Here is a 13,471-nt window from a genome sequence, read left to right as displayed (position 1 = left end):
CCCTTTTCTGTCTGCAGCGAGACTAGCTAGCCACTGCTTCGAAAAGCGCTCATTCTCAGCCGCAGCAGCTGCCGACAGAAGGGCTTGCAGCGCTGCGCGGCGGTTCACTGCTATTGGCACCCCGGCCCAGGAAGCTGCGCTCCGACAGATAGAAATCCGAAAAGCGCTCGGGAAAATCCTCCGGCACCGAGGCGGAATAGAGCCCGGTCGCGGAGAGGGTCTTTTGCCAGGCCTTCACTTTGGGAAACCCGGCAAGAAGGTCGTATCCGGAGTAGGCCTCAACCAATTCCGCCCGGTGCAGCAGAGGTAGCCAGGCCAAATCGGGATTGCCCAGATCCGCGCCGTTGAAATAGGGCCCGTCACCAAGCTGCGCTTCTGCCTTGGCAAAGGCTTTGCGCAGCTTCGTAATGCGCTCTTCCAGGGTTTCACGGTCCACGCTTTGTATTGCAGAACATTGCACTAGATAGTGCTTGCTGGCCTGGTAGCTCCAGGCGCGGTCCAAGGCACGCTGTTCCGGCGTCAGGCCCGGAACCAGCGGCGCTGTCACCTCGTCGAGATATTCAACGATGGCATCGGATTCAAACAGAGCCTCCCCGTCTTCGGTGATCAGCATCGGCACCTGGCCGGTTGGCGAGAGTTCCAAGAACCACTCCGGCTTGTCGCTGAGGCTGATATATTCGATGTCATAAGGCACTTTCTTTGCTTCCAGCATCGCTGTGACGCGCTGAACAAAGGGGCAGATCTTGAAACTCACGATCTTGATCATCGGTCTTTCCTTTCTTTCTGGACCTGTCTGTAAGACGCTGGCTTCAGGAGAAAGACGAAAGAAATCTCAGCAATCAGAGCAGTTCTTTGATTTTTGGCGAAAATCTCTGATATTGCCGCGGCTGTCCAATGGCAGGTGACAGCAGTTTTCAAAGACCGCGCGCAGCGCCAGGCGCCCGGCCTGCACCCTGGATTTCAAGGTTGAGTAGCTTAGCCCATGCTCTGCGGCGTAGGCCTTCTGCGGCTGTCCTTCCAGATCGATCGCCCGCAGCATAGCGGCGGTCTCTTCCGGCAAAGCCGCCAAAAAAGGCTCAACACAGGCCTCCAGCCCGGCCAAGACCTCCGGCTCTTCCGCCTGGTACCACAGATCCTCTGAGGCCAGCCCCTGCCCCCGTCCCCGGCGGCGGTAGAAATCAATGATACTGTTGCGGGCGATCTCGAACAGCCAGGCCTGCAGCTTGGCCGGGTCTTTCAAACTGTCGCGGCTGGTCACTGTCTTCAGCAAGACCTCTTGCAGCAGATCCTCGACATCAGCCGGGTTGGAAAGCTTGCTGCGCATGAAACCCTGAAGCCGCCCGCGGTATTGCTGCCAGATCTCTTCTGTCGTCATTGATGCCCCTCCGCGCAGGTGAAGATGGCAGCGCCGCAACAGAAATCAAGCGAACGACCGCCGAAAAGAGAAACGTCTGCCGATTTTGAGTGTCGTGCACGCGCTGCTTTACAAGACCTATTTTCGATGCTTCCCAGCGATCGGCTACCAGGTGCTTTTACGGTCTGCCGCCAGAACAGTTATTTCCAAGCTATCAAAGTCAACCGATCCCGCGAAGCTTTTCACTATCTGCTTGATAAGGGCATGGTGCCTTTGCCAAAGGTCCTCTCGAGAAAGAAGGTACAGATAGATACCTTCCATGGCCAAGGCCTCTTCACCGACCTCCAAGAAATGGCGTGAGTTTGGCCAGAAATCGTTTTCACATTCGCAAAGCTCCAATAACAATTGAACCTTTTTGCGCCTTCTTACTTCTTGATGCCGGTACCCTAACATAGCGCGCAGATTAGAATGCGGCAAAAACACTAGCAAGTTGCAAACACCAGCTTCACCTGAGATCGCATTTCTTTTTGAGTTACAAGCAACAGTTGAGAAGAGAAAAGCGCGCCAGAATAGGCGCGCTTCACTATATTTTACTGGAAGGCCGGGGCCTACTTGTCCTTGCCTTCCCCTGCTTCGAACTCAGCCGTCATAGCCTCCTCGGGATGGGCCTCCATCTCGTCCTCATCGTCATAGTAGCCTTCAGCGCGCAGCTTGGCTTCGCGCTTGGCCTCCACCCGGCGGACCAGGAAGATCGAAATCTCATAGAGCCCATATACCACAACAAAAAGAATGATCTGGGTAATCACATCCGGTGGAGTCACCAGTGCTGCCAGCACCAGAATCGCTACAACCGCATATTTGCGCACCGAGCCCAAACCATCCGCACTCACCAGCCCGGCCTTGCCCATTAGGGTCAAAAGCACCGGCAACTGGAAACAGAGGCCAAAGGCCACAATGAACTTGATGGTCAGGTTCAGATACTCCTGAGCAGAGCCCTGGAACACAACGCTGAGCCCCTGATTGACCTCTTCGCCGACAACTGCTTCGCCACCAGTTCCAAACTGTTGGAAGCCAAGGAAGAAATCATAGGCCAGCGGGGTGACCACATAAAAGGCAAAGCTGGCACCCAGCAGGAACATGAAGGGTGACGCCACGAGGAAAGGCAGAAAGGCCCCCTTCTCGCTTTTGTAAAGGCCCGGCGCCACGAAGCGCCACATCTGGTAGCCGATGTAGGGAAAGGCCAGCATAAACCCGCCCAGGAAGGAGATCTTGATAGCAACAAAGAAACCTTCTTGTGGACTGATGAAGATCAGCGCGCAATCCTGGCCGCCTTCAGCCAGAACCTGGCAAAGGGGGGCGGTGAGGAAATTAAAGATCGGTGTTGCCACGGTAAAGCAGATCACCATACCCACGATAAAAGCGAGGACAGAGTGAATGAGCCGCGTCCGAAGCTCCGCCAGATGCTCAATCAGCGGCGCCGTTGAATCTTCGATTTCGTCGGTTTGGCTCATGATTTGGTCTCGCTTCCTTCACCAACCTCTGCCGTAGGAGCGGTTTCAACTGCCGCTTCCGCCGCTTCAGCATGGGCCATCGCCTCTTCTGCCTCACGCGCCTTCCGCTCCGCAGCCGCACGCGCGGTTGCAGCCTGGATCTTTTTGGCATCGGCCGCACGTTCTGCCGCCAGTTTGGCGGTTTCCGAACCGGCGTCATATTTGGTTGGATCAATGGAACGCGCCATATCCTGCGCTGCTTCTTTGACACCATCCATGGCCGTGCCAACCGGGTTTGTCGCGGCCTTCAGCCCCTTTGCCACGTCGCGAACACCGCTTTCGTCAGCGGCATCATTCATGGCCTGGCTGAACTCACGAGCCATACCCTTGGCCTTACCGACCAAACGCCCGACACTGCGGAACAGCACCGGCAGATCCTTTGGGCCGACAACAATCAGCGCAACGACGCCAATAACCAGTAGTTCGGTCCAACCAAGATCGAACATATGTGCTTACGCCTTGTCTTTTTCGGAATCGGGCGTCACGTCCTTGGCTTCATCTGCAGCATCCTGCTCCAGCTCTGCTTGGCCTTCGTTGATACCTTTTTTGAAGGAGGTTATGCCCTTGCCCACTTCGCCCATCAGAGAAGAGATTTTGCCCCGTCCAAAGAGGACCAGAACCACAACGGCGATGAGCAGCAGGCCGGGAAGACCGATATTGTTAAGCATGAGTGTTTCTCCTTCTTGATCCAGCACCGCACAGACCGGCGCCAGTGAATATCCTGCTTCGGGTTTAGCCCGTCCCCTCCTCTTAGCAAAAGCCGTAAGGCGCATTTGGCTGGGTACCTCTTCCAGAATTCCTGCCCAATCGCACAGATCGCGAAGACAACTGACAGGTTTATGTCAGTTGCCCTCAGCTATTCACCCCCCATCAACAAGAAGGAGTTTGATATGACCCAGCAAGTTGCTGAAACCGTGACCTTTCACCTCAACGAAGGTGTCAGCACAGATGATTTTCTCAATGCGATCAAAAGTACGGAGGAATTTGTCGCCAATTATCCGGGGTTTGTCTTTCGCCGCCTCAGCAATGGTGAGGATGGAAAATGGACAGATACAGTGATCTGGCAGGACATGGACACCGCGCAAAAAGTGGCGGAGGAGTTCTCAAAACAGGCCTTTATCCCTGCGCTCATGTCAGCAATCAACAGCGAGAGCCTTGCTATTCGGCACGAGACCATTCGTTGGAGCATGGCGCCGTCTTGACCTTGGGGCGGTCAGTGCGTCAAGGGTAGATCCATGCGCCGCACCGACCGCCTCTTTGAGATCATACAGATCCTGCGCGATGGGAAACTCCATCGCGCAATGGATATCGCCGAGCGGCTCGAGGTCTCTACCCGCACGATCTATCGCGATATGGACACGCTTGTGGCCTCGGGCGTGCCGGTCGAGGGCGAGCGTGGTGTTGGCTATATGGTGCGCGACCAGATCACCCTGCCGCCACTGACGCTGACGCCGGAAGAACTGGAGGCGCTGAACCTGGGCATGGCGATCGTGGCAGAAGCCGCTGACCCGGATCTGAAATCCGCAGCCCTCTCACTTGCGGCAAAGCTGGACGCAGTCCTTCCAGAAGAAACCATTGCCGAGGCGGATGCCTGGAAATTTGCGGTCTACCCCTTCGCCGATGCTGCGCGGGGCTTTGCTCAGATGCCTGTGCTGCGTGCCGCCATCAAGGCACGCCAGAAACTCATGATCGATTACCAACGTATTGATGGCACCAAGAGTGAGAGAGTCATTCGCCCCCTGCATATGGAATATTGGGGGCGTGTCTGGACGCTAACCGCCTGGTGTGAAGCACGAGAGGATTTTCGGGTGTTTCGTGTCGACCTGATCCAGAATGCAACCGCGCTGCCAGAACTCTTTGTCGATGAACCCGGCAAGCGCTTTGTCGATTACGACCCTCATCGCAACAAGGATTAGGGCCTAGGCTCCTGCTGCTCGTTCCAAAGGGAAGACATAGCAACGGTTACGTGGCAGGGTCAGCCACATGACACGATCAATTTCGGGCAAAAACACCTTTGGAACAGTGACCTTAACAACTGATCCATCGTGGTCCATCCGAAACTCCACCAGGCTTTCGTGGCCCAGGTAACGCGCCCGCTGAACAGTACCACGTGCCGCCACCCCATCCGTCGGAGTTGGCAATGGTCCCTTGCCTGCCCGATCAAAATCGATCCTCACATGCTGGGGGCGAAAGATGATTTCGACATCCGTGCCATCCGGAATGCCAGGGGCCAAAAACTCTCCAAATGGGGTCTGAGCCAATGCGCCATTCACCTGCGCCTGCACCACATTGACATCGCTGAAGAACGCTACGGCGGCCCGGTCAACCGGTCGAGTATAGACATTATAGGGGGCGCCCTGCTGCACGATCTTTCCCCGGCGCATCAGAGCAATCTCGTCAGCCATGCGCATGGCTTCTTCTGGTTCATGTGTGACCAGAAGAACCGCGGCATCTTCTTCTTTGAGCAGTGTCAGCGTCTCATCACGGATCCCGTCCCGCAGACGATTATCCAGCCCGGAAAAAGGTTCATCCATCAGCATGATCCGAGGCCGTGGTGCCAGGGCGCGCGCCAGTGCCACCCGCTGTTGCTCGCCACCAGAGAGCTGGTGCGGGAACTCATCAATAAAGCGGGTGAGCGAGACTTTCTGCAAAAGCTCCGCGACGCGCTGACGCTTTTCTTCTTTTGATCCCTTGAGACCAAAAGCCACGTTATCTGCAACACTAAGATGCGGAAACAGGGCGAAGTCCTGAAACATGAGGCCAATCTCACGCCGCTCGGGTGGCACGCGAAAAATGGTATCGCAGATCAGCTTACCATCGACGTAGATTTCACCGCTGTCCTGCATCTCTACGCCCGCGATCATCCGCAGCGTGGTCGATTTTCCGCAGCCGGAAGGACCCAAGAGGCAGGTCACCTGCCCGGCCCTGATCTGCAGAGAGACATCGTCCACAACAGGGCGGCCATCAAAGAATCGGTGAAGATTGCGGATCTCCAGCCTCGGCGGGGCGATGGGTTTGATCGTCTCAGCTGGTGCAGTATTCATGAGGTCGTGGGGCTTTTCCGATGAAAACACTAGGGCTCACGCCGGGATAGCAACCCAGCGCTGCCGCCGCAAGCCAAACGCACCACCCCAGTCTGGCTAGCCGATTGTCGGGCAGATAGAAGAACTCCAACCACCACAACAAACCGAAGGAATAGCCGACAACTAGCAGCAGCCCGGCGTTGCCGCCTGCGCATCCAAACCATTGAATGGTGAGTTGCCGCCACAGCCGGCAAATATCCCGTAGTGCGTGGAAAAATCGCCAATGAAGTCAAAATGCAGGGCAAGCCGCGAGTCCTGCAACATCATCCAAGTATTTCCACAGACCGGAAAGACTTTGCCGGTTTCGATCACGTGGTGATCATCCAGCACCAAAGCATGCGGCACATGCGGAATTGTACCCTTGTAGATCACCGCCTGACCGTAGTCCTCACAGGCGCTCTCCAGAGCTGGCAGCTTGAACAATCGATAGGTAGCCGAAAGGAATTTCAACGGGGCCACTCTCGCCTCGAGAACCGGGTTTTCGACAGTCAGCGGGCGGGCCGTCACCATACGGGGATCAAGGAACCCCGCCTCTTTGGCCAAGGTGAGGAAATCATTCCAATAGAGCGCACCTGACAGGCATTCTCCGTAAAGCACTTCATCCTGCGCCATGGCCTCGGGCACCCGCCGGTCGGCATAGACATCAGAGAAATACATCTCACCGCCCTCTTTCAGCAGGTGATGTGCCCCGCGCAGAACTGCCCCCTTGTCGGTGGCCAGATTGATCACGCAGTTGGAAACGATGATGTCAAAGGAGCCCGGTTCCAGACCGAGGTCCTCCAGCTTTTCGATATAGCCATGGTGGAATTCCACATTGCTGCTGTCATAACCAAAGGCTTCGGCATGATAGTCCTGATGCCTCCGGGCCACCTCCAGCTGCGCCTCTGTCATATCGACACCAACGACCCGCCCTTCTGGTCCGACCATAGCAGACAGCGCATAGACATCGCGCCCAGCACCGCAGCCAAGATCCAGGATATTCGCGCCCTCCAGCGCCTCTGGCGCGATCAGGCCGCACCCGTAGTAGCGTGTCAAAACTTCGTCATGAACCTTGGACAGGACCGCCTTTACATGGGCAGGGATTTCATCCGGAGTGCAGCAGGCATTGGTCTGTAGATCTTCACTGCCCTGAAGCGTTTCACCATAATAGGTCTGTACGGATTCGTGCTTCATTTCAGGTCTTCTCCAGGCAGTCAGAATAGATACCCAAGGGGCTACCCCCCACCTTTCCAACTCGCAACCCGGCTGAACCAAAGCTAACGCAAGCGTGACTGCGCGTGTATTCCCATTGAACCACGGTCTACAAACCCGAGCGTTTCAAATCACCAAAACCGACCAGCCTTAAGGTCCGGCTGGCTCAGCAATCAACCCGACCACTTAGCCCGAAACCTGCTCCTTCTAGATGCGCTAAAGACACTCCTAGGCGAGGAGTTCAAAGGCGCTTTCCGCGCGGACCACACCGTTTACCAGCAACTCTATCTTATGGTGCCCAGGGTGTAGTTTAAAGGTTGTGGCATCACCTTTAAGCAAATGCCGCTTTTCCAATGCGAACATTTTTCTCTGAATTATCGCTTTCTTCAACTTGTAAACCTTTTGTGAACTTTTACCCGCAGACCGCTGAAATTCAATAATATAGTCAACAATAACAGGAGTTCTTTCGCTCGCATTCAACTGAACCTCAAACTCCAGGTATTCACCAATTCGGACATTTTTGGATTTCAGCGTCATCTTGGCTTCGACCTGGGCTGAAGGATCATATCCCAGCAAAAGCAAGGCGCCAGCGTGCCCATCTTTTATCAAGCCGCGACAAGCATGGGCGGTCATCCAATCCAGTTCTTTGCCCTCCTGCCTCCGCTCATCCGCCCAGAGGCGAAGCCGCTTCAAAACCAGATCAGGATCTTTCTTTGAAACGTCGTTCAAATGGTTTGCCACCGAACGAGTCACATAGCGCGTGGGGTCGCCATAAAGCCTATCCAAGAGAGGCAAAGCCTCTGCCACGTCCAGCGGAATTGAGGTCCCCCAGGGCAATCGTGGCCTACTTCCTTCGCTGACCAGACGTCGAACATGATAATTTGGATGCTCGGCCCAGGCCTCCATCCGCTTTAGGGTTTGCGCCTTATCCACATGAAAGAAGGCGCGAATAGCCCATTCCATGGAGAAGCGCTGCGTGATTTCTTCGATCAGGTCCAGGGCCAGCGGCATGTGGTCCGGCAGGCCACGTGCCACAACCAACTCCCCCAAAGGCGCAAAGATAAAATCGCCGAAATCATCGTCACGTTTCCCTGGATCCAATGGTTCGGGCAGAGCCTTCAGGAGTATTGGGGCGAGCTCTGGCAATGTCTCGGGCAGATTTCGCCCCAGAACTTCGGCAATCCAAGCCATACGCTCTTTGAGTTCAAGCCCAAGTAGTTTGGACATGACCTCTTCCTCAAATGCTAATGCATCAAAGCTGGCATCAGCCGAGGAGAAAAGATCCGCCAAATAGCGGATCTTTTCTTGGTTAAACAACTGATCTTTGAGTGAGAACCCGCTGGCCATTTCCGCTTCCTCAGAGGGTCATATTTGTTGCACCGCCATCCAAAAGGATGTTCTGACCCACAATGAAACCTGCATGCTGAGAGCACAAAAAGGCACAGGTTGCACCAAATTCTGCAGCTGTTCCATACCGACGGGCCGGAATAGTAGCGGCACGCTGCGCTTGAGCTTCCTCCATGCTGATCCCCTGCTGGCTAGAGACTGCGCTATCCAGTGAAACGGCCCTATCCGTCGCATGAATTCCTGGCAGCAAGTTGTTGATATTAACGCCTCTTTCCGCAACCTGCCGCGCAGTACCGGCAACATAGCCAGTAAGGCCAGCGCGGGCCGAGTTCGACAAACCCAGGACTGCAATAGGGGCCTTCACTGATTGCGAAGTGATATTGACAACACGTCCCCAACCTCGGTCCATCATGCCAGGCAGATATGCCTTCATCAGTGCAATTGGTGCCAACATATTGGCATCCAGAGCCTGAATGAAATCCTCCCGATCCCAATCGGACCACATCCCCGGAGGCGGGCCACCGGCGTTATTTACAAGAATATCAACTTTCTCCGCAGCATTCAGCAGCTTGGCACGCCCTTCTTCTTTAGAGACATCAGCTGCAACGGCAACAACAGAGACCCCATATTCTTTCCGGATGGTTTGGGCGGTGTTCTCCAACGCTTCAGCGCCGCGCGCGTTCAAAACCAGATCCACGCCCGCCTCGGCCAGAGCCTCGGCACAGCCCCGTCCCAGACCCTTGCTGCTGGCACAAACCAACGCGCGCTTCCCCTTGATGCCAAGATCCATTGCACTCACTCCCGGTTTTTCAATCCTTGCGCGGAGAATGCACAGTCAGGCACGGCTTGGCCAGTCCCATCCAGCGCAAAATGAACAAAATAAGAACATTTCAGTAAGTTTTTCTTAGGACAAGGTCTGAAACCATTGATCATCATCAGGAAGATCTAGCTTCAGGTCAGGAATTCAGCCCGGAATCGCCGGGATTGTGCCATATTCATCAGATAGATCTCACTCATAGAACCAGTGGGGCGTATGAGAACCTGCCCCCAGATCAAGCCGAGGCTCTTTCGTGAACAGGACACAGCGCGCCATCCAATCCATACCCGCCTATCCGGCGGAGCAGTTTCTGGTGGAAATGGGGGCCAATATGGGCGATTCTCTTGGGGTTCTTGAGGATTTGATCCTTGATGACATCTACCAACTGTTGCCTCCTGCCCAGCCACAACGCCTAGGTATTAGTTCCGGACCGGATAGCAGCTATTGCACCAGCTCTGATACAGAGCTTGGCACGCCGGGCGCTGAGCTACATCTCGATTGTGCGATTTCCTTAATGCCTGCCTCCGGAAGCAATATCGATGCGCTGATCATGGTGGAGGTCGACGATGAGGGCCTGATCTCGGGTATTTTCCTGCTGCCGATGGCCCCTCTTGTGCCTGAAACCTCATATTCACTGGTACGCGCGGATAGGGAGGGTGCAAGAGAGAAGCTGGCGCAGATGACTTTCGTAGCTTTTTCGCGCGGCACACGGATCACTCTTGCGACGGGTCAACAAAAGCCAATCGAAGATCTTCACCCAGGCGACCGCATTCTCACCAGAGATGACGGCGTGCAAGAGCTGCGTTGGATTGGCCAAAGCACCTCCCGTGCGGTGGGCCGCATGGCCCCGGTCCTAATCAAAAAAGGCGCTATGAACAATTCCGGCGACTTATTGGTCAGCCCCGATCACCGCCTCTTTGTCTACCAACGCCGAGACGAGCTCGGAACAGGGTGCCCGGAGTTGCTAGTCCGTGCCCGTGATCTGGTGAATGGGGAAACGGTTCTGTTGCAAGACGGCGGTTTCGTGGACTACTTCCAGCTTCTGTTCGACCGCCATCATATCATCTATGCCGAGGGCATCGCAGCGGAATCGCTATACCTGGATCCGATGATCCAACCTGCCCTGCCGGATGAAGTGTTGCAAAAAATCACTGAGATGCCCGCTACCCGCCAGCGCCGAGACAGCCACGGCCTGGATGTGGAAAAATCCCTCCTGGACCTGCCCAATGCGGTAGATCTGCTGAGACGATCCTCGCTTCGGTAGCGGCTTCGCCTCCGCATGATGCCTTTCACTAGAGACGCAAAAGGGGTGCAAACGGGCGAAGCTCTGCCCCTTTCGCTTTGATTTTGGCATCTGTTTTCCTTGCCTCGACCGCCGTTTCTGGCTAGAGGCCTGACCATGTTGGATACCGCTGCAAACCGCCCTGAACTGCCGCCCGAAATCGCGCGGCGCCGCACCTTTGCGATCATCTCGCACCCGGATGCCGGCAAGACCACGCTGACCGAGAAGTTTCTACTCTATGGTGGCGCTATCCAGATGGCGGGTCAGGTCCGTGCCAAGGGCGAAGCGCGGCGAACGCGCTCGGACTTTATGCAGATGGAAAAGGACCGGGGTATCTCGGTCTCGGCCTCGGCGATGTCATTTGATTTCAGCGGTTTCCGCTTTAATCTGGTGGATACCCCTGGCCACTCGGACTTCTCCGAAGACACTTACCGCACCCTGACTGCTGTGGATGCAGCTGTTATGGTGATTGACGGTGCAAAAGGGGTCGAGAGCCAAACCCAGAAGCTGTTCGAGGTCTGCCGGTTGCGCGACCTGCCGATCCTGACCTTCTGTAATAAGATGGACCGCGAAAGCCGGGATACCTTTGAGATCATTGATGAGATCCAGGAAAACCTGGCAATTGATGTGACGCCTGCGGCCTGGCCTATCGGGGTGGGGCGCGACTTCATCGGTTGTTATGACATGCTGCGCGACCGGCTGGAGCTGATGGACCGCGCCGACCGTAACAAGGTCGCCGAAAGCATCGCCATAGAAGGTCTGGATGACCCCAAACTGGCTGAACATATTCCCGAGCATCTGCTAGAAAAACTGCTGGAAGAGGTTGAAATGGCGCGCGAATTGCTGCCAGCGCTCGACCCGCAAGCTGTTCTCGAAGGTCACATGACCCCAATCTGGTTTGGCTCTGCTATCAACTCCTTTGGTGTCAAAGAGCTGATGGACGGCATCGGCGCCTATGGGCCCGAGCCCCAGCCTCAGTCGGCGCACCCCCGTGCGGTAGCACCGGAGGAGAAGAAGGTCGCTGGATTTGTCTTTAAGGTTCAGGCCAACATGGACCCCAAGCACCGCGACCGGGTGGCGTTCGTGCGGATGGCGTCGGGCCATTTCAAACGCGGCATGAAACTCACGCATGTGCGCTCGAAAAAACCTATGGCCATCTCCAATCCCGTATTGTTCCTGGCCTCGGACCGGGAGTTGGCCGAAGAGGCCTGGGCCGGTGACATCATCGGTATCCCGAACCACGGTCAGCTGCGCATCGGCGACACGCTGACCGAGGGTGAGGCGCTGCGAGTGACCGGCATTCCCTCCTTTGCGCCAGAGCTCTTGCAAGGCGTGCGTGCAGGCGACCCGATGAAGGCAAAACACCTGGAAAAGGCGCTGATGCAGTTCGCTGAAGAAGGCGCTGCTAAGGTCTTTAAACCCTCCATCGGGTCAGGCTTTATCGTTGGTGTCGTGGGTGCTCTGCAATTTGAGGTGCTCGCCAGCCGGATTGAAATGGAATACGGACTACCTGTACGGTTTGAGGCCAGCCAGTTCACCTCTGCCCGCTGGGTGAGTGGTGACAAAGCGGCGGTCGACAAATTCGTCAACGCCAACAAACAGCACATTGCCCATGACCACGATGGTGACATTGTCTACCTGACGCGATTGCAATGGGACATTGACCGGGTCGAGCGTGACTATCCAGATCTTAAACTGACGTCCACCAAAGAGATGATGGCTTAGCCCCAAGCCAAACACCTCCTGCGGGGAGTAACCAACCTCCTCCCCGCAGAAATCACTGGCTCTGCCTTGGGCGAAATCATCTTGTCCAACACCCAGATCCAAGGTTAGCTTCAACGCTAGTTTAGGGTCAGAAGTACCGCCCTGTGGTATAGGAAAGCGAGCAATACAATGAACCCCGGTTCCACAAATTGGGGCATTGTCAGCACCATCAAAGCTCCAGCCAGAGAAATCCTAGAATTCGCGGCCTTTCACCTGGAGGCCGGAGCGCATCGATTGTTTCTCTATCTGGATGCGCCCTGCCCAGAGGCCCTTCCTTTTCTGCGGGCACATCCTAAAATTCGTGTCTTCAACTGCAATGATGCCTTCTGGGCCAAGCGGAGTAAGAACGGGCGCCCTCAAAAACACCAAGTGCGCCAAACCAAAAATGCCTCAAGAACTTATAACCGGCAAAGCAAGGACCTAGATTGGCTGGCGCATATCGATGTGGATGAGTTCTTGTGGTCCAGCATGCCCATCGCAGATTTGCTCGAAAAGCAATCTCCTGACTGCTACTCCCTGCGGGTACAGGCCTTGGAGGCTCTGGCCGGAGCGGAAGAAGCCTTTAAGGCGCATCTATCTGCTTCAGCCTCTCAAGACGCCATACTAGCCGAAATCTACCCTCGCTTTGCCAGCTATCTGAATGGTGGTTTCCTAAGCCATACACAGGGCAAATTGTTCGTTCGTTGCGGATTGGAACACCTCACCTTCCGCATTCACAACGCCTATTTCTCTGAGATCGAAAACCCCGGTTTGGCAAACCTGCCGGAAGTCGACCTCTGCCATCTGCATGCATCTGACTGGGAAAAATGGTTCGCTCATTATCGGTATCGACTTGAAAAAGGGTCTTATCGTGCGGAACTTGCACCACCTCGTCGCTGGGAAAAGGGCAGCCCGAATCTTCACATGCTCCTGAAAGCACTGGAAGAGAAAGAGGGACAAGCCGGGCTGCGCGCCTTTTTTGCGGAAACTTGCGAAGCGGGCCCTGCGTTGCGGGAACGGCTACAAGAGGTGGATCTTCTCCGAATCCGCCCTCTGGATCTGGTTGCAAAACGCAAGAAACACTTCCCCGATTTCCCCTAAACT

General features: G+C 55.5%; 15 protein-coding genes. 6 read left to right on the top strand and 9 right to left on the bottom strand.

From position 1 onward, the window contains the following. Positions 1-55 precede the first annotated feature (55 nt). Positions 56-766: a glutathione S-transferase family protein gene (locus RSK20926_RS17170; protein WP_008208657.1), complete on the bottom strand. Its 711-nt coding sequence runs from the start codon at positions 764-766 to the stop codon at positions 56-58. A gap of 66 nt (positions 767-832) precedes the next feature. Then, positions 833-1,375 carry an RNA polymerase sigma factor SigZ gene (gene sigZ, locus RSK20926_RS17165; RefSeq protein WP_008208656.1) on the bottom strand — a complete coding sequence of 181 codons (543 nt, stop codon included), beginning with the start codon at positions 1,373-1,375 and terminating at the stop codon, positions 833-835. 24 nt (positions 1,376-1,399) lie between these two features. On the opposite strand from sigZ, the gene RSK20926_RS22910 reads away from it, so the two are divergent. Next, entirely contained in the window at positions 1,400-1,714 is a 315-nt protein-coding gene (locus RSK20926_RS22910; protein WP_157133166.1) for a hypothetical protein, read from the top strand. Positions 1,715-1,962: 248 nt separating this feature from the next. On the opposite strand, the gene tatC is transcribed toward RSK20926_RS22910, so the two are convergent. Genes tatC through RSK20926_RS17145 form a run of 3 tightly spaced genes read right to left on the bottom strand, consistent with a single transcriptional unit; the run spans position 1,963 to position 3,572 of the window. After that, a complete protein-coding gene (gene tatC / locus RSK20926_RS17155) occupies positions 1,963-2,865 on the bottom strand; it encodes a twin-arginine translocase subunit TatC (protein WP_008208654.1) in 903 nt (300 codons plus the stop codon). Then, positions 2,862-3,350 carry a Sec-independent protein translocase protein TatB gene (gene tatB, locus RSK20926_RS17150; RefSeq protein WP_008208653.1) on the bottom strand — a complete coding sequence of 163 codons (489 nt, stop codon included), beginning with the start codon at positions 3,348-3,350 and terminating at the stop codon, positions 2,862-2,864. The genes tatC and tatB overlap by 4 nt, the downstream gene beginning before the upstream one ends. Positions 3,351-3,356: 6 nt before the next feature. After that, complete coding sequence (locus tag RSK20926_RS17145) at positions 3,357-3,572, bottom strand: twin-arginine translocase TatA/TatE family subunit (RefSeq protein ID WP_037255556.1); 216 nt, start codon at positions 3,570-3,572, stop codon at positions 3,357-3,359. A 222-nt stretch (positions 3,573-3,794) separates the two neighbouring features. On the opposite strand from RSK20926_RS17145, the gene RSK20926_RS17140 reads away from it, so the two are divergent. After that, entirely contained in the window at positions 3,795-4,106 is a 312-nt protein-coding gene (locus RSK20926_RS17140; RefSeq protein ID WP_037255602.1) for a hypothetical protein, read from the top strand. 33 nt (positions 4,107-4,139) lie between these two features. Beyond that, a complete protein-coding gene (locus RSK20926_RS17135) occupies positions 4,140-4,820 on the top strand; it encodes a helix-turn-helix transcriptional regulator (RefSeq protein ID WP_008208649.1) in 681 nt (226 codons plus the stop codon). Positions 4,821-4,823: 3 nt separating this feature from the next. On the opposite strand, the gene RSK20926_RS17130 is transcribed toward RSK20926_RS17135, so the two are convergent. The 4 genes from RSK20926_RS17130 to RSK20926_RS17115 form a co-directional block, all read right to left on the bottom strand. Beyond that, a complete protein-coding gene (locus tag RSK20926_RS17130) occupies positions 4,824-5,948 on the bottom strand; it encodes an ABC transporter ATP-binding protein (RefSeq protein ID WP_008208648.1) in 1,125 nt (374 codons plus the stop codon). A gap of 162 nt (positions 5,949-6,110) precedes the next feature. Continuing rightward, complete coding sequence (locus tag RSK20926_RS17125) at positions 6,111-7,160, bottom strand: methyltransferase domain-containing protein (protein ID WP_008208647.1); 1,050 nt, start codon at positions 7,158-7,160, stop codon at positions 6,111-6,113. A gap of 246 nt (positions 7,161-7,406) precedes the next feature. Beyond that, positions 7,407-8,525 (bottom strand): DNA alkylation repair protein, encoded by a 1,119-nt coding sequence (locus tag RSK20926_RS17120; RefSeq protein WP_008208646.1) that lies wholly within the window; start codon positions 8,523-8,525, stop codon positions 7,407-7,409. A gap of 10 nt (positions 8,526-8,535) precedes the next feature. After that, on the bottom strand, positions 8,536-9,315 hold the full coding sequence (locus RSK20926_RS17115; protein WP_008208645.1) for an SDR family oxidoreductase: 780 nt from the start codon (positions 9,313-9,315) through the stop codon (positions 8,536-8,538). Positions 9,316-9,595: 280 nt separating this feature from the next. Between RSK20926_RS17115 and RSK20926_RS17110 the strand changes: the two genes are divergently transcribed. The 3 genes from RSK20926_RS17110 (at position 9,596) to RSK20926_RS17100 (ending at position 13,468) form a co-directional block, all read left to right on the top strand. Beyond that, entirely contained in the window at positions 9,596-10,606 is a 1,011-nt protein-coding gene (locus RSK20926_RS17110; RefSeq protein ID WP_008208644.1) for a Hint domain-containing protein, read from the top strand. Positions 10,607-10,741: 135 nt separating this feature from the next. Then, the gene (locus RSK20926_RS17105) at positions 10,742-12,349 is read left to right on the top strand and encodes a peptide chain release factor 3 (protein WP_008208643.1); all 1,608 of its coding nucleotides are present in this window, start codon (positions 10,742-10,744) and stop codon (positions 12,347-12,349) included. A 168-nt stretch (positions 12,350-12,517) separates the two neighbouring features. Continuing rightward, positions 12,518-13,468: a glycosyltransferase family 2 protein gene (locus RSK20926_RS17100; RefSeq protein ID WP_008208642.1), complete on the top strand. Its 951-nt coding sequence runs from the start codon at positions 12,518-12,520 to the stop codon at positions 13,466-13,468. Positions 13,469-13,471: the final 3 nt, after the last annotated feature.

Origin of the sequence: Roseobacter sp. SK209-2-6 (genome assembly GCF_000169455.1) — a bacterium.
Classification (GTDB): Bacteria; Pseudomonadota; Alphaproteobacteria; order Rhodobacterales; family Rhodobacteraceae; genus Pseudophaeobacter.
Note: the sequence above shows the minus strand (reverse complement) of the source record. Positions and strands in the feature narration are given on the sequence as shown.

Coding starts and splice junctions, on each gene's coding strand:
- RSK20926_RS17170 (WP_008208657.1), bottom strand. CDS start 766: ATGATCAAGATCGTGAGTTTCAAGATCTGCCCCTTTGTTCAGCGCGTC.
- sigZ (WP_008208656.1), bottom strand. CDS start 1,375: ATGACGACAGAAGAGATCTGGCAGCAATACCGCGGGCGGCTTCAGGGT.
- RSK20926_RS22910 (WP_157133166.1), top strand. CDS start 1,400: ATGGCAGCGCCGCAACAGAAATCAAGCGAACGACCGCCGAAAAGAGAA.
- tatC (WP_008208654.1), bottom strand. CDS start 2,865: ATGAGCCAAACCGACGAAATCGAAGATTCAACGGCGCCGCTGATTGAG.
- tatB (WP_008208653.1), bottom strand. CDS start 3,350: ATGTTCGATCTTGGTTGGACCGAACTACTGGTTATTGGCGTCGTTGCG.
- RSK20926_RS17145 (WP_037255556.1), bottom strand. CDS start 3,572: ATGCTTAACAATATCGGTCTTCCCGGCCTGCTGCTCATCGCCGTTGTG.
- RSK20926_RS17140 (WP_037255602.1), top strand. CDS start 3,795: ATGACCCAGCAAGTTGCTGAAACCGTGACCTTTCACCTCAACGAAGGT.
- RSK20926_RS17135 (WP_008208649.1), top strand. CDS start 4,140: ATGCGCCGCACCGACCGCCTCTTTGAGATCATACAGATCCTGCGCGAT.
- RSK20926_RS17130 (WP_008208648.1), bottom strand. CDS start 5,948: ATGAATACTGCACCAGCTGAGACGATCAAACCCATCGCCCCGCCGAGG.
- RSK20926_RS17125 (WP_008208647.1), bottom strand. CDS start 7,160: ATGAAGCACGAATCCGTACAGACCTATTATGGTGAAACGCTTCAGGGC.
- RSK20926_RS17120 (WP_008208646.1), bottom strand. CDS start 8,525: ATGGCCAGCGGGTTCTCACTCAAAGATCAGTTGTTTAACCAAGAAAAG.
- RSK20926_RS17115 (WP_008208645.1), bottom strand. CDS start 9,315: ATGGATCTTGGCATCAAGGGGAAGCGCGCGTTGGTTTGTGCCAGCAGC.
- RSK20926_RS17105 (WP_008208643.1), top strand. CDS start 10,742: ATGTTGGATACCGCTGCAAACCGCCCTGAACTGCCGCCCGAAATCGCG.
- RSK20926_RS17100 (WP_008208642.1), top strand. CDS start 12,518: ATGAACCCCGGTTCCACAAATTGGGGCATTGTCAGCACCATCAAAGCT.